This is a genomic window from Modestobacter lapidis, assembly GCF_054780755.1.
Map to the genome: position 1 here is coordinate 430,868 of NZ_BAAGVS010000002.1, position 22,934 is coordinate 453,801.

Annotated in this window: 20 protein-coding genes; 13 read left to right on the top strand and 7 right to left on the bottom strand. The window is 75.9% G+C overall.

Going from position 1 to position 22,934, the window contains the following annotated elements; translation table 11 throughout:
* Positions 1-55 precede the first annotated feature (55 nt).
* On the bottom strand, positions 56-865 hold the full coding sequence (locus ACYVG5_RS04715; protein WP_222049726.1) for a DUF998 domain-containing protein: 810 nt from the start codon (positions 863-865) through the stop codon (positions 56-58).
* Positions 866-945: 80 nt separating this feature from the next.
* Here ACYVG5_RS04715 and ACYVG5_RS04720 point away from each other — a divergent pair, with 80 nt between their 5' ends.
* Both ACYVG5_RS04720 and ACYVG5_RS04725 read left to right on the top strand, forming a co-directional pair.
* Positions 946-1,278, top strand: coding sequence for a YnfA family protein (locus ACYVG5_RS04720; RefSeq protein ID WP_222049727.1), 333 nt, complete (start codon positions 946-948; stop codon positions 1,276-1,278).
* A gap of 91 nt (positions 1,279-1,369) precedes the next feature.
* A complete protein-coding gene (locus tag ACYVG5_RS04725; protein ID WP_222049728.1) occupies positions 1,370-2,623 on the top strand; it encodes an MFS transporter in 1,254 nt (417 codons plus the stop codon).
* Between the two features lie 55 nt (positions 2,624-2,678).
* On the opposite strand, the gene ACYVG5_RS04730 is transcribed toward ACYVG5_RS04725, so the two are convergent.
* From ACYVG5_RS04730 to malQ, 3 genes are all read right to left on the bottom strand, one after another.
* Complete coding sequence (locus ACYVG5_RS04730; RefSeq protein ID WP_222049729.1) at positions 2,679-2,879, bottom strand: hypothetical protein; 201 nt, start codon at positions 2,877-2,879, stop codon at positions 2,679-2,681.
* 79 nt (positions 2,880-2,958) lie between these two features.
* A complete protein-coding gene (locus ACYVG5_RS04735) occupies positions 2,959-3,267 on the bottom strand; it encodes a hypothetical protein (protein ID WP_460682990.1) in 309 nt (102 codons plus the stop codon).
* 65 nt (positions 3,268-3,332) lie between these two features.
* On the bottom strand, positions 3,333-5,222 hold the full coding sequence (gene malQ / locus ACYVG5_RS04740) for a 4-alpha-glucanotransferase (RefSeq protein WP_222049730.1): 1,890 nt from the start codon (positions 5,220-5,222) through the stop codon (positions 3,333-3,335).
* A 151-nt stretch (positions 5,223-5,373) separates the two neighbouring features.
* On the opposite strand from malQ, the gene ACYVG5_RS04745 reads away from it, so the two are divergent.
* Positions 5,374-7,473: an elongation factor G-like protein EF-G2 gene (locus ACYVG5_RS04745; protein ID WP_222049731.1), complete on the top strand. Its 2,100-nt coding sequence runs from the start codon at positions 5,374-5,376 to the stop codon at positions 7,471-7,473.
* Between the two features lie 13 nt (positions 7,474-7,486).
* On the opposite strand, the gene ACYVG5_RS04750 is transcribed toward ACYVG5_RS04745, so the two are convergent.
* On the bottom strand, positions 7,487-8,791 hold the full coding sequence (locus tag ACYVG5_RS04750; RefSeq protein ID WP_460682991.1) for a CoA transferase: 1,305 nt from the start codon (positions 8,789-8,791) through the stop codon (positions 7,487-7,489).
* A 94-nt stretch (positions 8,792-8,885) separates the two neighbouring features.
* Here ACYVG5_RS04750 and ACYVG5_RS04755 point away from each other — a divergent pair, with 94 nt between their 5' ends.
* The 4 genes from ACYVG5_RS04755 (at position 8,886) to ngg (ending at position 12,954) form a co-directional block, all read left to right on the top strand.
* On the top strand, positions 8,886-9,026 hold the full coding sequence (locus ACYVG5_RS04755) for a hypothetical protein (protein ID WP_222049733.1): 141 nt from the start codon (positions 8,886-8,888) through the stop codon (positions 9,024-9,026).
* Positions 9,027-9,165: 139 nt separating this feature from the next.
* Positions 9,166-9,312, top strand: coding sequence for a hypothetical protein (locus tag ACYVG5_RS04760; RefSeq protein ID WP_222049734.1), 147 nt, complete (start codon positions 9,166-9,168; stop codon positions 9,310-9,312).
* 95 nt (positions 9,313-9,407) lie between these two features.
* Positions 9,408-11,189, top strand: a complete 1,782-nt coding sequence (locus ACYVG5_RS04765; RefSeq protein WP_222049735.1) for an N-acetylglutaminylglutamine amidotransferase — start codon at positions 9,408-9,410, stop codon at positions 11,187-11,189.
* 1 nt (position 11,190) lies between these two features.
* Positions 11,191-12,954, top strand: a complete 1,764-nt coding sequence (gene ngg, locus ACYVG5_RS04770) for an N-acetylglutaminylglutamine synthetase (protein WP_222049736.1) — start codon at positions 11,191-11,193, stop codon at positions 12,952-12,954.
* Between the two features lie 17 nt (positions 12,955-12,971).
* Here the strand turns inward: ngg and hrpB are convergent, their stop codons facing one another.
* The gene (hrpB, locus tag ACYVG5_RS04775) at positions 12,972-15,467 is read right to left on the bottom strand and encodes an ATP-dependent helicase HrpB (RefSeq protein WP_222049737.1); all 2,496 of its coding nucleotides are present in this window, start codon (positions 15,465-15,467) and stop codon (positions 12,972-12,974) included.
* 68 nt (positions 15,468-15,535) lie between these two features.
* Here hrpB and ACYVG5_RS04780 point away from each other — a divergent pair, with 68 nt between their 5' ends.
* Positions 15,536-16,012, top strand: a complete 477-nt coding sequence (locus tag ACYVG5_RS04780) for a DUF2243 domain-containing protein (RefSeq protein WP_222049738.1) — start codon at positions 15,536-15,538, stop codon at positions 16,010-16,012.
* Positions 16,009-16,839: a cytochrome c oxidase assembly protein gene (locus tag ACYVG5_RS04785; RefSeq protein ID WP_222049739.1), complete on the top strand. Its 831-nt coding sequence runs from the start codon at positions 16,009-16,011 to the stop codon at positions 16,837-16,839. Before ACYVG5_RS04780 ends, ACYVG5_RS04785 begins: the two co-directional genes overlap by 4 nt.
* Positions 16,840-16,992: 153 nt before the next feature.
* On the opposite strand, the gene ACYVG5_RS04790 is transcribed toward ACYVG5_RS04785, so the two are convergent.
* A complete protein-coding gene (locus ACYVG5_RS04790) occupies positions 16,993-17,181 on the bottom strand; it encodes a hypothetical protein (RefSeq protein WP_222049740.1) in 189 nt (62 codons plus the stop codon).
* Positions 17,182-17,539: 358 nt separating this feature from the next.
* Between ACYVG5_RS04790 and ACYVG5_RS04795 the strand changes: the two genes are divergently transcribed.
* The 4 genes from ACYVG5_RS04795 to ACYVG5_RS04810 all read left to right on the top strand — a co-directional run bounded on the left by ACYVG5_RS04795 (position 17,540) and on the right by ACYVG5_RS04810 (position 22,859).
* Complete coding sequence (locus tag ACYVG5_RS04795; protein WP_460682992.1) at positions 17,540-19,240, top strand: SLC13 family permease; 1,701 nt, start codon at positions 17,540-17,542, stop codon at positions 19,238-19,240.
* A gap of 72 nt (positions 19,241-19,312) precedes the next feature.
* Positions 19,313-20,362, top strand: coding sequence for a TIGR03885 family FMN-dependent LLM class oxidoreductase (locus ACYVG5_RS04800; protein ID WP_222049742.1), 1,050 nt, complete (start codon positions 19,313-19,315; stop codon positions 20,360-20,362).
* Positions 20,363-20,373: 11 nt separating this feature from the next.
* Positions 20,374-22,056 carry an alpha-amylase family protein gene (locus tag ACYVG5_RS04805; protein ID WP_222049743.1) on the top strand — a complete coding sequence of 561 codons (1,683 nt, stop codon included), beginning with the start codon at positions 20,374-20,376 and terminating at the stop codon, positions 22,054-22,056.
* A gap of 128 nt (positions 22,057-22,184) precedes the next feature.
* Positions 22,185-22,859: a hypothetical protein gene (locus ACYVG5_RS04810; RefSeq protein ID WP_222049744.1), complete on the top strand. Its 675-nt coding sequence runs from the start codon at positions 22,185-22,187 to the stop codon at positions 22,857-22,859.
* The last annotated feature ends 75 nt before the right edge of the window (positions 22,860-22,934 follow it).

A 22,934-nucleotide genomic window follows, 5' to 3' on the forward strand; every position in this document is an offset into this window, starting at 1 on the left:
CGACGCCGGCGGCACGGGTGCGCAGAGCCTGGCCGGGCGGGCTCGGCAGGCGGCGTCAGCGCCGGGGAGCCGCCCAGGGGTCCTCGGGGTCGAAGTCGTCGGGCTCGTCGTCGGTGCCGCCGGCCGCGGGCGGACCACCCGCCGGGCGCGGCTCCGCGCGCCGGGCGGCGGCCTCCAGGGCGGCGTCCCGCTCGGCCTGGCGCCGGGCGCGCTCCAGCCGGGCGTCCTCCCGCACCTGCCGGCGGGACGGCGTGCCGTCCTCGTTGGTGAGCTGCCACCAGGTGTCCTGCTGCCGGGCCAGCGCCACGCCGGCGACGACCAGCCCGACCGGGATGACGTAGGCGGCCACCCGCTCCATGCCGCCCTCGCCCAGGCCGAGGAACACCACGGCACCGAAGAAGACCGTGCCGACCACGCCGACCAGGCCGAGCACAGCCAGCGTGGTGCCCAGCGCCTCCGACCGCGGTCGCACGCCGTAGGCCAGCGCGATCAGCCCCAGCCCGCCGCCGAGCAGGTGTACGCCGGCGGCGACCTGGTGCACGGTCGCGTTGCCGTCGGCGGGGAAGACACCCACCAGCAGCACGCCGGCCCCGGCGACCACCAGCAGCACGCGGGCCAGCCGGCCGCCGGTGCCGGCCAGCCCGGGGCCGAGCAGCAGCGCCCCGGCGGCGATCAGCAGCCCCTGGACGACGAAGGAGGCGTTCATCGGCGTCGCGGCCGGCGAGGCCGCCGTCCCGAGGTCGCTGATCACGTCCGCCGAGTACGAGTAGCCGTCGAACCGCAGCGCGGCGATCGCCTCGACGACGAAGAACTGCAGCGTCAGCAGCCAGGCCAGGCCGCCCCAGCGGTACCGCGAAGGAGTCACGGGAACCGATCCTCCCAGCCGCGGCCGTGCCCGGCCGGGAGGGTGACCCGGGAGGGATCCGCAACCGGCAGAGTGGCCCCGTGACGCTGCGCTCGATCGCCCTCTTCCTGCTCGCCGCCGTGCTCGAGATCGGTGGCGCCTGGCTGGTCTGGCAGGGGCTGCGCGACTCCCGCGGCTGGGCGTGGGTGGGCGCCGGCGTGGTTGCCCTGGGCCTGTACGGCGTGGTGGCGACCCTCCAGACCGATGCGGCCTTCGGCCGGGTGCTGGCCGCCTACGGCGGGGTGTTCATCGCCGGGTCGCTGTTGTGGGCGGCGGTCGCCGACGGCTACCGGCCCGACCGGTGGGACGTCATCGGGGCGGCGGTCTGCCTGGTCGGGGTCGGGTTGATCATGTACGCGCCGCGGAACGGGTGAGCCCCGGCATCCGCAGCACCTCGGCGTCCGCGGCCGGCCGGCCGGGGGACCGTTGCATCGTGCCGCGGATCACAGGAGCAGGCTCGGCGGCATGGGCGTCGTCGGCGGGCGGGACGAGGTGAGCGAGGCGACCGGGCCGGCGTCCTGGGAGGGCCACCGGGGCGGGGAGCCCGGGCTGCGGCGGGCCGCGACGGCGGTATTCCTCGCCGGCCTCGCGGTGTTCGCCACCCTCTACGCGCCCCAGGCACTGCTGCCCGAGCTGTCCCGCTCGTTCGCGGTGTCCCCGACGGCCTCGACGCTGGCCATCTCGATCAGCACCGCGTCGCTCGCCGTCGGGCTGCTCGTGCTCGGGCCGCTGTCCGACCGGCGCGGCCGCACCCCGGTGCTGCACGCCAGCCTGGCCGCCACGGCGGTGCTCGCCGTCCTCCTGGCGCTGACGCCGGTCTGGGAGGTGCTGCTGGTGCTGCGCGCGCTGCAGGGCTTCGCGCTGGCCGGGCTGCCGGCGGTCGCGGTGGCCTACCTGCGGGAGGAGCTGCACCCGTCGGTGAGCGGGCGGGCGATCGGCCTCTACGTGAGCGGCACCGCGATCGGCGGCCTCACCGGGCGGCTGCTCACCGGTTTCCTCACCGAGCTGGGCGGCTGGCGGACCGCGCTGGCCGGCACGGCGGTGCTCGCGGTGGGCTGCGCGGTCGCCGTCCGGGTGCTGCTGCCGCCGTCGCGGCGGTTCACCCGGGTCCCGCGGGAGGGGCGCCTGCTGCGTCAGCTCGCGCGCGGCTTCACCGACCCTGCCCTGCTGGCGCTCTACGGTGTGGCCGCGTTGCTGATGGGGGGCTTCGTCGCGGTCTACAACGCCGGGACCTTCCGGCTGGAGTCCCCGCCCTACTCGCTCAGCCCGGCGCTGGCCAGCCTGGTGTTCCTCGCCTACCTGCTCGGGTCGGCGAGCTCCCCGACGGCCGGCTGGCTGGCCGACCGGGTCGGCCGCCGGCTCGTCGTCCCGCTGTCGGTCGTCGTCATGGCGGCCGGGCTCGCCCTCACCCTGCTGGCGCCGCTGTGGGGGCTGGTGCTGGGGCTCTGCGTGCTGACGATCGGATTCTTCGCCGCGCACGGGGTGGCCAGCGGCTGGGTGGCGGCGCGGGCGCAGCTGGGTGGCCGGGCGGTGGGACAGGCCGCGTCGCTGTACTCGTTCTGGTACTACGTGGGCTCCTCGGTGGGTGGCACGCTGGCCGGCCGGGCCTGGGACGGCTCGGGCTGGCCGGGCGTCGTCGTCCTCGCCGGGGCGTGCACCGTCGGCGCCCTGCTGCTCAGCCTGGTGCTGGGCCGCACCCGCGCGCTGCAGCCCTCCTGACGCGGTGGGGGCGGTGGCCCGATCCCGGGACACCGCCCCCACCGGACGTGCCCACTCAGTCGGTGGCGGCGTGCTCGTCGGCCCCGGCCGGGTTCGCGTCGTCGGAGCCGACGGCCTGCCGCTCCTGCTCGGTGCGGTGCTCGAGGACCTCGTCGGACAGGTGCGGATCTCCCGCGTGCTCCTGCCGGTCCCGGGGAGCGGACTCCTCGGGGATGATCACGTCGTCGAGCGTCGGTTCGTCGTGCGGGCTGGTCATCGTGGTCCTCCGCTCCCGGGTCCACCCTGCGCGGACCGTGCCGCCCTCCGGTAGCCAGCCGGTCGGCCGGCCAACCCTCTCAGCCCTGCTTGAGCTGCTCGGCGGGCAGCCACGCCTCGACCAGCACCGGACCGTGCTCGCCGGCCACGGTGTAGGCCACCCGGCCGTGCCAGCCGTCGCCCCGCTGCCGCCACTCGACCAGCAGCCCCGGCCAGACGCCGGGGGCGTCGGGCGGGTCGCGGACCCAGCAGTGCCGGCCGTGCCCCTGCCCGGCGGTCCGGCGTGCGCCGGACCGTTCGGCCGGTGGGGGAGCGGCCGGCACGCCGGAGCCGGCGGCCCGGTCGGCCAGCGAGGCCCCGTGCCGCCCCCGGTTCATGCCGCCGGCCACCGGTAGAGCATCGCACGCCCACCCGAACAAATGTTCGAGCGGACCGCGTCACCGTGGTCGGCAGGTCACTTCTTCTTCCGGCTGCGCCCGCCCTTGCGCTTCTCGCTCGGCAGCGCGGGCGCGAGGCCCTCGGCCAGCACCCGGGCCACCGTCTGCACGCCGGGGTGACCGGCCAGCTCCTCGACCGGCACCGGCAGCGGCAGCTGCCAGTTCGGTCGCTCGGTGGTGCCGGGCATGTTGGGGCGGCGCTCCTCGGCGAGGGCGTCGTCCAGGGTCGCCGACAGCAGCACGGACGGCGCGGTGGCCAGCCGCCGGTGCGCCGCCTCCACTGCCTCGGCCGGGGTGGCGCCCTCGGGCACGCCGTCCAGCTGCGCCAGCAGCGAGGTGCGGCCCCGCTCGAGCTCCTCGTCGGTCCCGGTGCCGTGCTCGCGCTGCTCGGCCAGGTCCGCGCCGGTCCAGAGGCCCGCCACGGTGGGCAGGTCGTGGGTGGTGATGGCGGCCATGGACCCGGCAGGCCACTGCGCGGGTGCGTCGTCCTCGAACCAGAGCAGGCGGTAGGACAGGATGCCGTGCTCGGCCATCGCCTCGCGCACGCCCTCCTCCACGGTGCCCAGATCCTCGCCGACCACGATCGCCTGCGCCCGGTGGCTCTCCAGGGCGACGATGTCGAGCAGGTCCTCGGACGGGTAGCGGACGTAGGCGCCGTCGGCCGCCGATCCCTCCGTGGGCACCCACCACAGCCGGAACAGCCCCATCACGTGGTCGACCCGCAGCCCCCCGGCGCCGGCCATGGTGGCGCGGATGGACTGGATGAACGGCTCGTAGTCGGCCGCCTGCAGCCGCCAGGGCACCAGGGGTGGGGAGCCCCAGTCCTGGCCCTGGCTGTTGAACGCGTCCGGCGGTGCCCCGACGCTGACGCCGGAGGCCAGCACGTCCTGCCAGGCCCAGGCGTCCGCGCCGCCACCGGACACCCCGATCGGCAGGTCCTGGATGACGGTGAGGCCCTCGGTGGCCGCGGTCAGCTGGAGGTCGACCACGTACTGCAGCCAGGCATGGAAGGCGATCTCGGGATCGTGCCCGGTGACGAAGGTGGCCACGGCCCGGCCGCGCGGGTCGCGCAGCTCCTCGGGCCAGGTGTGCCAGTCGGGGCCGTGGACGTCGGCCAGGGCGCACCAGGTCGCCCAGTCCATCAACGGCTGCCCCTGGTGCCACCACCACTCGCGGAAGGGCCCCTCGTCCACGCCGGCACCGATGCCGGCGTCGAAGATCCGGCGCAGCACCCGGCGCTTGTGCGCCCAGACCGCGTCGCGGTCGATCAGCTCGGCGTCGGACAGCGCGCGCCCGGCGTCGGCCTCGAGGTCGACGCGGCCGGCCCCGGGGACGTCGAGGACCCGCAGGTAGACGGGGTTGCGGAAGCGGCGGGTGGCCGGGAGGTACGGGCTGGCCTCCTGCGCCGGTGTCGGGGCGACCGCGTGCAGCGGGTTGACCAGGACGAACCCGGCACCCTGCTGCTGCGCCAGCTCCCGGACCGCGCGCAGGTCGCCGAGGTCGCCGATGCCCCAGCTGTCCCGGCCGCGGGTGGCGTACAGCTGCACCGCCCAGCCCCAGCCGCGCCAGCCCTCGGGCAGCCAGCACCGGCCGGGGGAGACGATCAGCCGCCGCTCGCGGCCGTCGGGGGTGCGCAGCCGGTGGTAGCCCAGCGGGAAGTCCTCGGGCAGCTCGCCGTCGACGTGCCGGGTCCGCCCGTCCTCGCACTCGACGGCGGCCTCGTCCACCTCCAGCGCGTCGCCGGGCCGGGCCACGATCGGCGCGGTGTGCAGCAGGTCGGCGGGCGGTTCCCCGATCACCTGCCGCATCCGCTCGATGGTCTCGGGGGCGATGGTGTGCTCGGTGTCCAGGGCGTCGAGCCAGCTGGCGTCGATGCCCCAGGCGTCCGTCGTCGGCTGTGCAGTCACGGGCCGATCCTTCCTGGCGTACCCGCCGGGCGCAGGGTGGGCGTCCGTGGCGGCGGTCTCTCCCTCCGGTGGCGCGCGGCCCCTTGTCCCCGCGGGGCCGGAGGGCCAGGCTGGGCGGACAGGGGGACGACGACGTCTTCGCGGAGGTCCGATGGGCAGTCGCAATCGCACCGACAACAGCCGTGAGCAGTCCGGCGCGCCCGCCCCACGCCCACCGGAGCGGGTGCGCAACGTGGCACTGGTGGGCCGGGCCGGTGCGGGGAAGACCACGCTGGCCGAGGCGCTGGTGGTCGCCACCGGCGCGCTGCTGCGGGCCGGCCGGGTCGAGGACGGCACGACCTGCCTGGACACCGAGGACGTCGAGGTCCGGCTGCAGCACTCGGTGTCGCTGCACGCCGCGACCGTCGAGCACGCCGGGCACCGGCTCACGCTGCTCGACACCCCGGGGGCGCCGGACTTCCTGGGTGACGTGCGCGCCGCGCTGCGCGCCGCGGACGCGGCGCTGTTCGTGGTCTCCGCCGTGGCGGGCGTCGACGCGGGCACCGAGCTGCTGTGGGACGAGTGCCGCGCCGTCGGCCTGCCGCGGGCCGTGGTCGTCACCCAGGTCGACCGGCCGCGCGCCGACGTCGCCGAGGTGGTGCGCAGCTGCCGGGAGCGCTTCGGGGCCGGTGTCCACCTGCTGCAGCTCGTCGAGCGCGGGCCCGACGGCACGCCGCAGCCGGCGGTGTCCCTCCTGGAGCCCCAGCCGGGCCACCCGGAGGCCGCCCGGCTGCGGGCGGAGCTGATCGAGGCCGTCATCGCCGAGAGCGAGGACGAGACCCTGATGGACCGGTACCTCGCCGGCGAGGAGGTCTCCGGCGCCGAGGTCGCCGCCGACCTCGGAACGGCGGTCGTGCGGGGGGAGCTGCACCCGGTGGTCTGCGTCGCCCCGCTGACCGGGACCGGCGTGCGGGAGCTGCTGGACCTGGTCGTGGCGGCGTTCCCCGCGCCGCTGCAGCGACCGTGCCCGCAGCTCACCGACCTCGCCGGGCGCCCGCTGCCCCCGCTGGGCTGCGACCCGGACGGCCCGCTGGTCGCCGAGGTGGTGCGCACGACGACCGACCCCTACCTCGGCCGGGTCTCGCTGGTCCGGGTCTTCTCCGGCACCCTGCGCCCGGACGTGGCGCTGCACGTCTCCGGGCACGGGCTGGCCGACTGGGGTCATCCCGACCACGACGCCGACGAGCGGATCGGCGCGCTGTCCAGCGCACTGGGTGCCACGCTGCGTCCGGTGCCCGAGTGCCCGGCGGGTGACATCTGCGCGGTCGCCCGGCTGTCCAGCGCGGAGACCGGCGACACGCTGTCCAGCCCGGAACGCCCGGTGCTGGTGCCGCCCTGGCAGCTGCCCGAGCCGCAGCTGCCGGTGGCCGTGGAGGCGCCGTCGCGGGCCGACGAGGACCGGCTGTCCGCCGCGCTGACCCGGCTGCTGGCCGAGGATCCGACGATCCGGCTGGAACGGCGCAGCGACACCGGTCAGGTGCTGCTGTGGTGCGTCGGCGACGCCCACGCCGAGGTGCTGCTGGACCGGCTGCGCCACAAGTACGGCGTGGCGGTGCAGACCCCGCCGGTCCGGGTGCCGCTGGTGGAGACGCTGGCCGGCCCGGCGACGGTCACCGCCCGGCACGTCAAGCAGTCCGGTGGGCACGGCCAGTACGCCGTCGTTGTGCTGGAGGGCCGGCCGGGCCCGCCCGGGTCGGGGATCACCTTCGACCAGCGGGTGGTCGGTGGCGCGGTGCCCACCCACTTCCACGGCAGCGTGGAGAAGGGCGTGCGCACGCAGGCCGCCGCCGGCGTCGGGCACGACCGGCCGCTGGTCGACGTCGCGGTCACCCTGGTCGACGGCAAGGCGCACTCGGTCGACTCCTCCGACGCCGCCTTCCAGGCCGCCGGCGCCCTGGGCGTGCGCGAGCTGGTCGCGGCCGCGGGCACCCGGGTGCTCGAGCCGTGGTGCGCCGTGGCGGTCACGGTGCCGGCCGAGCACGTCGGATCGGTGCTCGGCGACCTGTCCGGCCGGCGGGCCCGGGTCACCGGCAGCACGCCCGATCCCGAGCAGGATCGGACGACGATCACCGCGGAGGTGCCCGAGCGGGAGCTGCTCGACTACGCCGGCGCGCTGCGGGCGGTCGCGCACGGCACCGGATCGTTCCGGCGCCGGCCACTGGGCCACGAGCCCGCCCCGGCGTCCGTCGTCGCGGAGCTGCAACCGGCCTGAACCGGATCCGGCGTCAGCGCGGCAGCCAGTCGGCGCCGGCCGGGTGGACCGGTACCGGACCGGACCGCCAGGTCGGCGCGCCCGGTGGGCGGACCACGGTGAGCCGGCCGGCCGGGGTGTCCAGTTCGGCGAGGTACGGCGCCGGGTCGACGGCCCCGCTACCGGTCGCCACTCCGCGGGGCGCGGTCAGCAGCCAGTGCGCGAGCTGGGCGAGGGACAGCTCGCCGTGCCAGCTGCCGCCCTGCCGGGCCGACTCGCGCAGCGCCCGCAGCACGGTGGCCGCGATCAGGTGCCCGGCCGCGTGGTCCAGCGCCTGCGCCGGGAGCACCCCGGGTCTGCCGTCGTCCCCGGCGGTGACCGAGGCGATGCCGGTGGCGGCCTGCACGATCGAGTCGAAACCGCGCCGGTGCGCCCACGGGCCGGCCGCACCCCAGGCCGACAGCGAGACCACCACGAGACCCGGGTGCCGCTCGGCCAGCAGCTCCGGGGCCAGCCCGTGCGCGGCGAGCGCGCCGGGGCGGTGGCCCTGGACCAGCACGTCGGCCCGGGACAGCAGGTCCTCGAACCGAGCCCGGTCGCCGGCGGAGGCCAGGTCCAGCGTCGTGTGCCGCTTCCCCGGCCCGGTGTCCAGCGCCGCTGCCGGGTCCTCCGGCAGTCGCGGGCTCTCGATGCGGAGCACGTCGGCGCCGTCGGCGGCCAGCGTGCGGGTGCCGACCGGGCCGGCGATGACCCGGGTCAGGTCCAGCACGCGCAGCCCGTGCACCTGACGGGACCGTGCGGATGCCGGCCCGGCCGGCCGCAGCCGCAGCAGCGGCAGCTCCCACGCGGCGGCTCCCTGCGGCGAGCCGGCCCACTCCTCGGGTGTCCGGACGGCGGCCGCGATCCCGCCGGCCGCGACCACCGACTCGGCCACCTCGGCGCTGGTCCGCCCGGCGATCGCCGTCACCGGGTCGGGGCCGAGGGCGGCCAGCGCGGCGTCCCGGTGCCACGGGTAGTTGGCGTGCAGCCGGATCCAGCCGTCGGCGGTGCGGTGGAAGCGGGACAGCGGGGCGAACCCGGCCCCGGCCGGCATCCCGTCGAGTCGCAGGAAGCGCTCGCTGCGGAAGGCGATCCCGACGTGGGCGGCGTCCACCGCCACCGGCCCCGGGCCACGGTCGCCGGCGGCCAGCTCCCGGGCGGCCAGCCGCTGGGCGGCGACGGCGCCGGTGGCCAGTGCGCCGACCGGCAGCACCGACCGCAGCCCGGTCGAACCGGAGACGGTGACCAGCGGCAGTAGCCCCGGGGCGCCGCCCAGCGCCGCCCAGGCCTGTTCCAGCATGCTCGGCTCCTCCCGTCCCCCGGGAGCCTGCCAGCCGAGGGCTTCGCCGAACCCGTCCGGTTGGATCACCGAGGCGCGGGGAAGGTGACGGGGCGTGACCGAAGCCCAGGAGATCCCGGAAGTTGCCCAGCGGTTGGCGGAGGACCTGGAGCCGGGGCGGCACCGCGCTCCGTCCGAGGGGGTTCCGCAGGACCTGCCCGACGACGCGGACGTCGAGGAGGGCCACGCCACCTGACGCCCGCCCACCGGCGATCGGCCGTCCGGTCCTGGATCGGACGGCAGTCGTCCGCAGACATCCGCCCGAGGAGAGCCGCGACCGGGCGGGCCCGCCCGCACGGCGGCGCTGCCACCGTGCGTCCCCTGGAGGTATGGCAGTGACCGACTCACCCCGCGACCGCGACCACGCCGACGAGAAGGGGCGGATGCCCCGCAACCGTGCCCGGACGCTGATCCTGTTGACCCTGCTGGTGATCTTCGTCGTGGCCTTCGGGTACATGCTGGTGGTGTCGCAGACGGGGTAACGGCTGACCGGCCGGCACCCCCTGGTCGAAAGACCGCTTGCTGGCGGAGCCCTGCTGATGCCGGCTCCGTGACCGACTGAGAGAAGAGGTGCCCCATGTGTGGCCTGTGCGGCGACATCACGTTCGACGGCACGGCGGCCGACACCGCGGCGGTCGCCCGGATGGTCGAGGAGCTGGTTCCGCGGGGTCCCGACGGGCAGGGGGTCTGGGACGTGGGCCGCGTCGCCTTCGGCCACCGTCGGCTCAGCGTCATCGACCTGTCCCAGAACGGCGCGCAACCGATGGTCGACGAGGAGCTGGGCCTGACGGCGGTCTTCAACGGCTGCATCTACGACCATGCCGAGCTGCGCGCCGAGCTGACCGCGCTCGGTCACCGGTTCCGCTCCACCAGCGACACCGAGGTGGTGCTGAAGGGGTACGCCCAGTGGGGCACGGCCGTGGTCGACCACCTGCACGGCATGTTCGCCTTCGTCCTGCACGAGCGGGACTCCGGGCGGGTGGTGCTGGCCCGTGACCGGCTGGGCATCAAACCGCTCTACCTGGCCGAGACCCCGGGCCGGTTGCGGTTCGCCTCCACGGTGCCGGCGCTGCTGCGGGCCGGTGGCATCGACACCTCCGTCGACCCGGTGGCGCTGCACCACTATCTGACCTGGCACGCCGTGGTGCCCGCGCCGCGCACCATCCTCAACGGCGTCCGGAAGCTGCCGCCGGCCACCGTCCGCGTGGTCGAGGCCGACGGTTCGAGCACCGACCACCGGTACTGGCAGCCCCGGTACGAGCGCCGCCCGGAGCACGCCGGCTGGTCGGCCCGGGACTGGGAGGACGCGATCGAGGACGCGCTGCGGGTGGCGGTGCGCCGTCGGCTGGTCGCCGACGTCCCGGTCGGTGTCCTGCTCTCCGGTGGCCTGGACTCCAGCCTCATCGTCGGCCTGCTCGCCGAGGAGGGGCAGACCGGCCTGGCGACCTACAGCATCGGCTTCGACGCGGTGGCGGGGCAGGAGGGCGACGAGTTCCGGTACTCCGACGTCATCGCCGAGCGGTTCGGCACCGACCACCACCGGATCCGGGTCGGTTCCGACGAGCTGGTCGGCGCCCTGGGGCACGCCGTCGGCGCGATGAGCGAGCCGATGGTCAGCCACGACGCCGTCGCCTTCGACCTGCTGAGCGAGCGGGTCAGCGAGTCCATCCGGGTGGTGCAGTCCGGGCAGGGCGCGGACGAGGTGTTCGCCGGTTACCACTGGTACCCGCCGTTGGCCGGGGTCGGCCGGCAGGAGGCGGTCGCCACCTACGCCCGGAGCTTCTTCGACCGCGACCACGCCGCCATGCAGCAGGTCGTCGCCGACCGGTACGCCCTTGCGGACGATCCCAGCCTCGCCTTCGTCCGGGAGCACATGAGCGCACCGGGCGCGGAGACCGCGGTGGACGCCGCGCTGCGCCTGGACAGCGAGGTGATGCTCGTCGACGACCCGGTCAAGCGGGTGGACAACATGTCCATGGCCTGGGGCATCGAGGCCCGGGTGCCCTTCCTCGACCACGACCTGGTCGAGCTGGCTGCGGCCTGCCCGCCGGAGCTGAAGCTGGCCCAGGACGGCAAGGGGGTGCTCAAGTCGATCGGCCGCCGGATCATCCCGCCGGAGGTCATCGACCGGCCCAAGGGCTACTTCCCGGTCCCGGCGATCACCCACCTGGAGGGGAAGGTGCTCGACACCGTCCGCGATGCCCTCGCCAGCAACGCGGCCCGCGACCGGGGCCTCTTCCGCCCCGAGTACGTCCAGCACCTGCTGGCCGGCCCCAACGCCGCGCTCACCCCGTTGCGGGGCAACCAGCTCTGGCAACTGGGGCTGCTGGAGATGTGGCTGCAGGAGAACGGCGCCTGAGATGTCCTCTGCCTTCCGCCGCCTGGCCGGGCACCGCGCCCAGCGGATGCCGGATCCGCTTCCGCAGTTCACCAGCTCGTCCTGGCAGCGGCCCTCCCAGCACCAGCTCCGCGGCATGGACGCCGACGTGGTGCTCGACCTCGGCTGGGGGCGGCTGGTCTTCGGCAACACCTTCGACGAGCAGCGCGGCATCGTCGACGCGCTGCGCGCGGAGGAGACCGGACGACGGGACATCTGCGTCTACCCCCGCGACCCGCAGGTGCTGGTCGGGCTGGCCCCCGACGAGCTGTTCGTCGACCCCTCCTACACCTACCGGCTCGACCTGCACCGCTACCGCCCGCGGCGCGACTCCGTCCGGGACGTCTTCGTCCGCACGGTCACCTCGCCGCACGACGTGGCCCAGATCAACCGGCTCTACGCGCAGAACGGCATGGTGCTGGCCGACGAGCTGACCGTGTGGCGCAACCACCGCACGCGGGTCTACACCCACCTCGTCGCCGAGGACACCCGCACCGGCGCGGTGGTCGGCACCGTCACCGGCGTCGACCACGTGCGCGCCTTCGGCGACCCCGAGCAGGGCACCAGCCTGTGGTGCCTGGCGGTCGATCCGCAGGCCGCCCCGCCGGGGGTGGGCGAGGCGCTGGTCCGGCTGCTCGCCGAGCGGTACGCCGCCCGCGGGCGGGCCTACCTCGACCTGTCGGTGCTGCACGACAACACCGCCGCCATCACGCTCTACCGCAAGCTCGGCTTCCGGCCGGCCCCCGCGGTCTGCGTCAAGCGGAAGAACCCGATCAACCGGCCGCTGTTCGCCGGCGGCCCGCCGGGCCTGGACGAGCTCAACCCCTACGCCCGGGTCGTGGCCGACGAGGCGCTGCGCCGGGGCATCCGGGTGGAGGTCACCGACCCGGCCTGGGGCGAGCTGCGGCTGACCCACCGGGGGCGGTCGCTGGTCACCCGGGAGTCACTGTCGGAGCTGACCAGCGCGGTGGCGATGAGCCGCTGCGACGACAAGCGGGTCACCCGACGCATCCTGGAGCGCGCCGGTGTGCGGGTGCCGCGGGGCGCCGTGGCCGCCGCGGACGACCTGGCGTCGGCCACCGAGCTGCTCGCCGAGTGCGGCCGGGTGGTGGTCAAGCCGGCGCGCGGTGAGCAGGGGCGGGGCATCACCGTGGGGGTGGACTCGCCGGACGCGCTGGCCACCGCCGTCGACCTGGCGCTCGGCTTCTGCCCGGACGTGCTGGTGGAGGAGCTGGTCGCCGGGGACGACCTGCGGGTCGTCGTCATCGACCACGAGGTGGTGGCGGCGGCGGTCCGCCGGCCCGCCGAGGTGGTCGGCGACGGAGAACAGGACGTCGCGGCGCTGATCCGGTCGACCAGCCGCCGCCGCGAGCGGGCGACCGGTGGGGAGTCGCAGATTCCGCTGGACGACGCCACCGCCGAGGTCGTCGCCGCGGCCGGCCGGTCGATGGACGACGTGCTGCCCCGCGGCGCGCGCCTGCAGGTCCGGCGGACGGCGAACCTGCACACCGGCGGCACGATCCAGGACGTCACCGACCGGCTGCACCCCGACATCGCCGAGGCCGCCGTCCGGGCGAGCCGGGCCATCGACATCCCGCTGACCGGGCTGGACTTCATGGTCCCCGACGTCGAGGGCCCCGAGCACGTCTTCATCGAGGCCAACGAGCGGCCCGGGCTGGCGAACCACGAGCCGCGGCCGACCGTCGAGCGGTTCGTCGACCTGCTGTTCCCCGAGACCCGCCGCTGAGCGACGGGTCCGCCGCCTCAGCGGGCCGGCCGGCGCGGCGCGGCCCGCCGGGTCGGGGTCGCCGTGGCGGGGTCCTCCGGCCAGGGGTGCCGCGGGTAGCGGCCGCGCAGCTCGCTGCGGACCGCCGGCCAGCCGGTGATCCAGAAGCCGGCGAGATCCGCGGTGGTGGCGATCACCCGGGAGGCGGGGGAGAGCAGCTGCAGGCGCAGCCGGCGGCCGGCCACCACCGGCGCGTCGGCCCAGCCGAACACCTCCTGCACCCGTACCGACAGCGTCGGCACCGCCGGGTCGGCGTAGTCGACCCGCACCCGCGACCCGGTGGGCACCTCCACCCGCTCGGGCACGAGCTCATCGAGCCGGCCGGCGAGCTGCCAGGGCAGCAGCCCGCGCAGCGCCGCCACCACGTCGATCCGGCCCAACTCGGTGCGGTCGCGGGCGGAGGCCACCGCGGGGCCGGCGGCCAGGGCGTCGCGCAGGGCGTCGTCGTCGACGGCCGGCCACGGGTCGCCGAGCCCGGCGTGCGCCGCGGCCAGCCGCTCGCGCAGCGTTCCGGCAGCCGGCGTCCAGTGCAGCAGCGCCACGCCCTCCCGCCGCAGCCCCTCGGCGACCGCGGCGGCCACCGCGGCGGGGTCGGGGTGCGGCAGCGGGCGCTCGGTGAGCACGATCGCCCCCAGCCGCTCGACCCGGGCCGCGCGCACGTCGCCCTCCCGCCAGGCGACCTCCGGGCCGTCGGTGTGCGCGGCCGCCCCGGCCTCCAGCGCGGTCGCCACGTCCACGGCCACCGCGGAGCGCACCCGGGCGTCCCGCCGGCCCGGGGCCCGGTCGGCCGCCGCGACGGCCAGCCACTCGGCGCCGGCCAGCGCGGTGCCGGGCGGTAGCTCCGCGCCGGTGCCCGCGGCGAGCAGGTAGGTGCGCTCGGTGCCCGGCCGGCGGCGGGCGAGCCAACCCGGCTGCGCCAGGCCGACGACCAGCCCGGCCGCGACGTCGTCGGTCAGGCCGGTGCCCGGCGCCGCGGGCACCGCCCGGGCCAGCCGGTCGGCCTCCTCCCGCCACCGCGCGGCTGGTCCGCCGCGGGTGGTGCGCAGGGCACGCCAGTCGGCGACCAGGTCGTCGCTGCGGCTGGGGACGTCGGCCGACAGCAGCGCCACCACCTCCGCGGCCCGCCGGCGGCCGACCAGCGGCGCCCCGTCCAGCAGCGCCCGGGCCAGCCGGGGGTGCGCCCCGACGGCGGTGAGCGAGCGCCCGCGCGGGGTGACGCGGCCGGCGTCGTCCACGGCGCCGAGCTCGCGCAGGGTGGCGCGGGCCACGGTGAACGCCGCGCCCGGCGGGGCGTCGGGCAGCGCCAGGCCGGCGCCGTCCGGTGCGCCCCAGCAGGCCAGCTCCAGGGCGAACCCGGTGAGGTCGGCGACGGCGACCTCCGGCTCGGCCGCCGTGGGCAGCCGGTCGTGCTCGGCGGCCGACCACAGCCGGTACACCCGGCCCGGCGCCTCCCGGCCGGCCCGGCCGGCGCGCTGCACCGCCGCGGCCCGCGACACCCGCACGGTCACCAGCGCGCCCAGGCCGCGGGCGACGTCGAAGCGGGGCACCCGGGCCAGCCCGGCGTCCACCACCGTGCGCACCCCCGGCACGGTCAGGCTGGTCTCCGCCACGTCGGTGGCCAGCACCACCCGCCGCCGGGGCCCCGGGACGAGCGCGGCGTCCTGCTCGGCAGGCGGCAGCCGGCCGTGCAGCGGCCGGACGTCGGCGTCCAGGCCGGACAGCCGGCCGGCCACCGAGCCGATCTCGGCCGCTCCGGGCAGGAACACCAGCACGTCGCCGGTGGTCTCGGCCAGCGCCCGGCGCACCGTGCCGGCGACCGCGTCGAGCAGCCGCGGGTCGACCCGGGTGCCGTGCGGTGGGGCCATCGGCGGGTCGGGCGGGCACCATACCGGCTGCACGTCGTGCAGGCTGCCGGCCGCCTCCACCACCGGCGCCGGGGCGCCGTCCCCGCCCATCAGCACGGCCAACCGCGCTGCCTGCGCGGTCGCCGACATGGCCAGCAGCGCCAGCTCCGGCCGCAGCGCCGCCCGGACGTCGAGGGCGAAGGCCAGCGCCAGGTCGGTGTCCAGTTGCCGTTCGTGGCACTCGTCCAACACCACCGCGGCGACCCCGGGCAGCTCCGGATCGGCCTGCAGCCGGCGCACCAGCAGCCCGGTGGTGACCACCTCGACCCGGGTGCCGGCGCTGCGCCGGCTGTCCCCGCGCACGCTGTAGCCCACCGAGGCGCCCACCGGCTGACCGAGCAGGGCGGCCATCCGCCGGGCTGCGGCCCGGGCGGCCACCCGCCGCGGCTCGGCGACCAGCACCCGGCCGGGCAGCCGGCCGGCCAGCGCGAGGGGCACCAGCGTCGTCTTGCCCGTGCCCGGCGGGGCGACCAGCACCGCGCAGCCGGCCGCGTCCAGCGCCGCGTCCAGAGCGGGCAGCGCGGAGCGGACCGGCAGGTCGGTGCCCGGCGTTCCGGGCGGTGGCAGCACGGGCCCCAGTCTGGCGTGTGCCGCGGCCGGGCCCGGGTAGCGGTCGGGCAGCCGAGCAAGGAGGAGCCGTGGCGCCACCAGCAGACCCGCGGGCGCGGGCGCTCAGCGGGCGGTCGGTGGGCACCGGCGTCCTGATCGGCGTCGGTGTCGCGGGCTTCGTCGACGAGGTGGTCTTCCACCAGTTGCTGCACTGGCACCACTTCTACGACCGGGGCACCAGCGCCGCCGGGCTGGTCTCCGACGGCCTCTTCCACGCCTTCAGCTGGACGGCGGTGGTGGTCGGGCTGTTCGTGCTGGCCGACCTGCACCGCCGGCAGGCGACCGTGCCCCGCCGGGTCTGGGCCGGCGGGCTGACCGGGGCAGGTGCGTTCCAGGTCTACGACGGGCTGGTGCACCACAAGCTGCTGCAGGTCCACCAGGTGCGCTACGGCGTGGACCTGCTGCCCTACGACGTGGCCTGGCTGGTCAGCGGGGCGGTGCCGCTGGTCGTCGGGCTGCTGCTGCTGCGCGGCCCCGCCCGGCCGCTGGCCGACGTCCGGCGGTGACCGGCGCCGCGCTGCTCGCCCACGGGACAGCGACCGGGCCGCCGGCGTGGCTCATCGCGGCAGCCCTTCCGCTGGCGGGCGGCGCGCTGTACCTGGCCGGGGTGGTGGCGCTGGCCCGGCGCGGCGCCGGCTGGCCGCCCGGGCGGCTGCGCGCGGCCCTCGCCGCGGCCGGCTGCGCGGCGGTCGCCCTGGCGCCGCCGGTCACCGCCCGCGCCGACACCTTTCCGGGCCACGTCGCCCAGCACCTGCTGCTGACCATGCTGGTGCCGCTGCTGCTCGCCCTGTCCGCGCCGGTCACCCTGGCGCTGCGCACCCTGCCGCGCCGGCCGCGCCGGGTGCTGCTCGGCGCCCTGCGCAGCCGCCCGGCGCGGGTGCTCACCGCGCCGGCGGTGGTCGTCGTCCTCGAGCTGGGGTCGCTGGCCGCGGTGTACCTGACCCCGCTGTACGGCCTGCTGCACGCGTCTGCGGCGCTGCACCTGCTGGTGCACGGGCACATGGTGCTCACCGGCTGCCTGGTCAGCTGGCTGCTGGTGGGCGCGGACCCGATGCCCCGCCGGCCGGGCACGCCGGTCCGGCTGGTCGTGCTGGTGGTGCTCGCCGCGGGCCACGCGGTGCTGGCCAAGACGCTGTTCGCCACCACCCCGGCGGCCCTCGGCGCGGCCGGGGAGGTGCGGCGCGGGGCGCAGCTCCTGTACTACGGCGGTGACGTCATCGAGCTGCTGCTGGCTGTCGCCGTCATGGCCGAGTGGTGGCGGCGCACCGGCCGCCGGCTGCGCGCCGAGCAGCGGCGGGAGCTGGCGTCGCCGGCGTCCGATCGGTCGGTGTGACCGCCGGCCGGGGCGGTCGGGGGGCACAGCTCGCGAGCCAGGTGGCGGTTCCGCCGCACCACGGTGCGCCCGAGCTCGGGCCCGCTGGGTGCCGTTCGCCGACGTCCTCCCGCACGTCGCGGGCCGCAGGTCGTCGGTGCTCGGGCATGCGGGTCAGCGCCCGCGGCCGACCTCGGGCGTGCCGCGTCGGGCGGCCCGTACGCCGAGCGCCAGGGCACCCACGACGAGGAGAGCGCCCAGACCCTGGAGCCCGGGGGAGTCATCGGCCTCACCGAGCACCATGCCGGCGGTACCGACGGCCAGCATGGCGAGGACGGCAGCAACCGCGCCGAACGACTTCATGCCGGCATCGTGGCACGTGAGCGGCGCTCTCCGGCGCCCGCGACGGCACGCGCGGTCGCCTCGACTTGTCGACGTGTCGACTCGGCGCACTGACGACATGTCGACCCCGTTGCTGGTGCACCTGGCGCTGCGCTACCCCGCCGTCCTCGGCCCGCTGGCCGCGGAGCTGCGCGCTGCCGGGCAGCACGGACCGGGCCGGGAGGTCGGTGCCCGGCGTTCCGGGCGGTGGACGGAGCCGGTCTGCCGGGGGAGTTCCTCCGTTGGTCGACGGCGGGTCGGCGGCTCTACGCTGCGGTCACCGCCGTGCCGTGGACCACACCGCCCGGGCCGACGGCCAGCGGCGAGGAGACGATGCACGGTGGCGCGACGCGGAGAGCAGCAGGTACCCGGCTCCGAGGTGACGGACCGCCGCGGGCCCGCCACCGGCCGGGACGGGGACCAGCCGGTGGCGGGCCAGGCGGACGTCACCGACACGTCGGTCCCGGTCGGCCGCCAGTGGGTGGGCCGGCTCAGCGGGCCGGTGCTCGCGCTGCTCGTCTACTTCCTGCTCGCCCAGGACGACGCGCTGAGCACGGCCGGGCGGACGACGGCGGCGGTCGCGGTGCTGCTGGCGGTCTGGTGGATGACCGAGGCCCTGCCGCTGCCGGCGACGGCGCTGGTGCCCATCGTCGCGTTCCCGCTGCTCGGGGTGCTCCCGGTGGCCGAGGCCACTGCGCCCTACGCCAATCCGAACATCTTCCTGTTCATGGGCGGTTTCATGATCGCCCTGGCGATGCAGAAGTGGGAGCTGCACCGGCGGATCGCCCTGCTCACCGTGCGGGCGGTCGGCACCAAGCCGCCCCGGCTGATCGCCGGCTTCATGCTCGCCACCGCCTTCCTCAGCATGTGGGTGAGCAACACCGCCACCACGGTGCTGATGCTGCCCATCGGGCTGAGCGTGCTCATGCTGGTGCTGGACCGGGTGGCCGGCAGCGGGGACAAGGAAGCAGTCGACCGGGCCGCCGACGGCGAGGGCGCCGGCGAGGGCGCCGGCGAGGGCGCTGGCGAGGGCGCCGGCGCGGTGACCGAGCTGATCAGGGACAAGGACACCCGCAACTTCGCCGTCGCGCTGATGCTCGGGATCGCCTACGCGGCGAGCATCGGCTCGCTCGCCACGCTGATCGGCACCCCGCCCAACCTGATCCTGGCCGCCTTCGTCCGGCAGAACTACGACATCGAACTCGGTTTCGGGGCCTGGATGCTGCTCGGCCTGCCGCTGGCCGTGGTCTTCCTGGTCCTGGCCTGGCTGGTGCTCACCAAGGTCGCCTTCCCGTCGAAGCTGCGGGAGATCCCCGGCGGGAAGCAGGTGATCCAGGACGAGATCGACCAGCTCGGGCCGATGTCCCGCGGTGAGTGGACGGTGCTGGTGGTGTTCGTCGCCACGGCCCTGCTGTGGATCCTGCGTCAGCCGCTCACCGGCTGGGAGGCGCTGACCGACGTCCTGCCGTTCGTGGCGAACCTCAGCGACGCGGCGATCGCGATCGCCGCGGCCGTCGCGCTGTTCCTGATCCCGGTCAAGGCCCGCGAGGGGGTCTCGGCACTGGACTGGCACCAGGCGCAGAAGCTGCCTTGGGGCGTGCTGCTGCTCTTCGGTGGCGGCCTGAGCCTGGCCGCGGCGGTGCAGGAGAGCGGGCTCGACGAGTACGTGGGCAGCCAGGTCGGTGCGGTGGGCACCCTGCCGGCGATCGTCCTGGTGCTGCTGACCGCCACGGTGGTGATCCTGCTGACCGAGGTCACCAGCAACACCGCCACCGCGGCGGCGTTCCTGCCGGTCCTCGGCGGGGTCGCTCTCGGCCTGGACCTGTTCCCGCTGGTGCTGCTCGTGCCGGCGGCCCTGGCTGCCACCTGCGCCTTCATGCTGCCGGTGGCCACGCCCCCCAACGCCATCGTGTTCGGCTCGGGGTACGTGACGATCGGGCAGATGCTCCGCGCCGGCGTCATCCTCAACGTGATCGGCATCGTGCTGATCACCGCTGCGGTGTACCTGCTCGGGGGGCTCGCCCTGGGCATCACCTTCTGACCCGCCCCGGCCACACCGGCGAGCGGCTCGGTTGACCGTGCGGGCATGCGCCGTACCCGGTAGGCATGCCGGGTGACGGTGATCGGCTTCCACAATTCCCACGAGCAGGTCCACCCGGCCGAGCTGCTGCGCGCGGTGCAGCACGCCGAGCAGGTCGGCTTCACCGCCGCCATGTGCTCCGACCACCTCGAGCCGTGGAGCGAGCGGCAGGGTCACTCGGGGTTCGCCTGGTCCTGGCTGGGCGCGGCGCTGGCCACCACCGGGCTGCCCTTCGGTGCGGTGAACGCGCCGGGCCAGCGGTACCACCCGGTGATCGTCGCGCAGGCCATCGCCACCCTCGGGTCGATGTTCCCCGGCCGGTTCTGGGTGGCGCTGGGCTCGGGTGAGGCGATGAACGAGCACGTCACCGGGCACGTGTGGCCGCGCAAGGAGCTGCGCGACGCCCGGCTGCGCGAGTGCGTCGACATCATCCGGGCGCTGCTGGCCGGCGAGGAGGTCAGCCACGACGGGCTGGTCACGGTCGACCGGGCCCGGATCTGGACCCTGCCCGAGCAGCAGCCCGCGCTGATCGCCCCGGCGGTCACCGCCGCCACCGCCGGCCGGCACGCCGCCTGGGCCGACGGTCTGGTCACGATCAACCAGCCGCACAACACCCTGCGCGAGCTGATCGCCGCCTACCGGGACGCCGGGGGCCAGGGCACGCTCACCATCCAGGTGCACGTGTCCTGGGATCCCGACCAGGAGAAGGCGGTGGCCATCGCCCACGACCAGTGGCGCAGCAACGTGTTCCCGCCCCCGCTGTGCTGGGACCTCGACACCACACAGGCCTTCGACCAGGCCAGTGCGCACGTGAGCCCCGAGGCCGTGGGCCAGGCGGTGCGGATCTCCAGCGACCTCGGGCAGCACGCCGCCTGGATCGCCGAGTACGTGGACCTGGGCTTCGACCAGGTCTACCTGCACCACGTCGGGCAGGAGCAGACCGCGTTCCTGGATGCCTTCGGCGAGCACGTGCTGCCCCGGCTGGACGTGACCGCACCCGCCCCTGCCGTGGCCATCGACCCGCCCGGACCACCGGAGCCACGCCGCCCGGCGCAGCCGCCCGAGCCCGCCGTCCTGGACTGAGAGGAACCCGCATGCGGATCACCGACACCAGCGACCTGTGGTGGAAGAACGCCGTCGTCTACTGCCTGGACGTCGAGACCTACATGGACTGGGACGGCGACGGCTGCGGCGACTTCGCCGGCCTGGCGCAGCGGCTGGACCACCTCGCCGACCTCGGCGTCACCTGCATCTGGCTGATGCCCTTCTACCCGACCGCCGAGCGGGACGACGGCTACGACATCACCGACTTCTACGGCGTCGACCCGCGGCTGGGCACCCACGGTGACCTGGTGGACGTGCTCCGCACCGCCAAGGACCGCGGCATGCGGGTGATCGCCGACCTGGTCGTGAACCACACCTCGGCCAAGCACCCGTGGTTCCGCTCGGCACGGTCGTCGAAGGACTCGCCCTACCGCGACTTCTACGTCTGGCGCTCCGACCCGCCGCCGGACACCTCGGCGCAGGTGGTGTTCCCCGACCAGGAGGACAGCATCTGGCAGCTGGAGGAGAAGACGGGGGAGTGGTACCTGCACAAGTTCTACAAGGAGCAGCCCGACCTCAACGTGGCCAACCCGGCGGTCCGGGACGAGATCGCCAAGGTGATGGGCTTCTGGCTGCAGCTCGGCCTGGACGGCTTCCGGGTGGACGCCGTGCCGTTCCTGCTGGAGACCGCGGGCATCGACCAGGAGGCAGTCGAGGACTTCCAGGACCCGCACCGGTACCTGCGTGCGCTGCGGGCGGTGCTCGGCCGGCGGGCGGAGGCCGCGGTGCTGCTCGGCGAGGTGAACCTGCCCTACGAGCAGCAGCTGGACTTCTTCGGCGGGCCGGACGGCGACGAGCTGACCATGCAGTTCGACTTCAACGCGATGCAGGCGATGTACCTGTCGCTGGCCCGCTGCGACACCGCCCCGCTGGTCGGCGCGCTGGCCGCGCGCCCGGCGACCCACCCGGACTCGCAGTGGGGCACCTTCGTGCGCAACCACGACGAGCTCACCCTGGACAAGCTCAGCGAGGACGAGCGGGCCGAGGTCTTCGCCGCTTTCGGTCCCGAGGAGCGGATGCAGGTCTACGGCCGGGGTCTCACCCGCAGGCTGCCCCCGATGCTGTCCGGTGACCCGCGCCGGGTCCGGATGGTCTACAGCCTGATGTTCTCCCTGCCCGGCACCCCGGTGCTGTTCTACGGCGAGGAGATCGGCATGGGCGAGAGCCTGGCGGCCGAGGGGCGGCTCGCCGTCCGCACGCCCATGCAGTGGACCGCGGCGCCCAACGGCGGCTTCTCCACCGCCGCACCCGGCAAGCTCCCCGGTCCGGTGGTCGAGGGCGGTTTCGCGCCGGAGTTCGTCAACGTCGCCGACCAGCGCCGCGACCCGGACTCGCTGATGTCGTTCATGAAGCTGCTGATCCGGCGGTACCGCGAGTCGCCGGAGCTGGGCTGGGGCACGTTCCAGGTGCTCGACCAGCCGCACCCGCAGGTGCTCGCGCACCTGTCCAGCTGGGACGACGGGGCCCTGGTCGCGCTGCACAACCTCGGCGCCGAGCCCCGCACCGTGCCGCTGGTGCTGGAGAACTGCGGTGGCTCCCACCGGCTGGAGGACCTGCTCACCGTGGGGCCCGGCACCCCGGTGGGCGACGACGGCTCGGTCGAGCTCGCCCTGGAGGGCTACGGCTACCGGTGGCTGCGGATCGTGGCCCCGGACAGTCGCCGCCTGCTGTGACGGCCGCACGCACGGTGACCGCGTGCCGGGGGAGCGGGGTGCGAACCGGGGGAGACCGCGAACCACCGCCCGATCTCCCCGGCGGCGTCGGACCGTCGACCTAGCGTCGCGCCCGAGGTGATCGAGACATGAGCGACGAACGCGACACGACGACGACCGGCTTCGTCGACCGGGGTGCCCCGGCGGCGGGACCGGACCAGGCCGGTGCCACCGCGGTACCCGACCCGCGGGCCGAGGTGCGCACCGCGCCGCAGCCGACCGCGCCCGAGCCGGAGCCGGTCGACGGCCAGCCACCCGTGCCACCGGCAGCCGACCAGCCGGCGGGTGCGGCCCGGCCGGCCGGCCCGGCGCCGTCCACGGAGCAGCCCGAGGCCGACAGGCCGCCGACCGGGGCGCACCCCACGGTGCCGGTGCCGGTGCCGGTCCGGGTGCGGCCCCGGCCGCGGGTGCCCAACCGCGACCAGATGATCCGGATGGGGCCCTGGGCGCCGGTCGCCGGTGCCGTGCTCGGCCTGGTGCTCGGGGTGGTGGTGGTCCTGCTGCTCGCCTCGGCGGTGTCCAGCTTCGCGGAGCGGCTGTCGCTGGTCTTCGTCGTGCTGGGCATGACCCTGCTGGGCGCCGGCGGCACCCTGCTGGCCGACGAGGTGCGGCTGCTGCGGCGGGGCACCTCCGCGATCGAGGCGCGGTCCTCCGGGGCCGAGGCGATCGCCGGGCTGCTCAACGGGCTCACCCCGGCCCGGTTGCTCGTGCTGGCCAGTGCCTTCGTGCTGCTGCTCAGCGCGTACGTGACCACCCGGGGCTGATCCCCGGCGCCGGCCGGGCCCTGGTAGCGGGTGCCCGGCCGGCTGCTCACCCGAAGGCATCGATGCCGCTCAGCC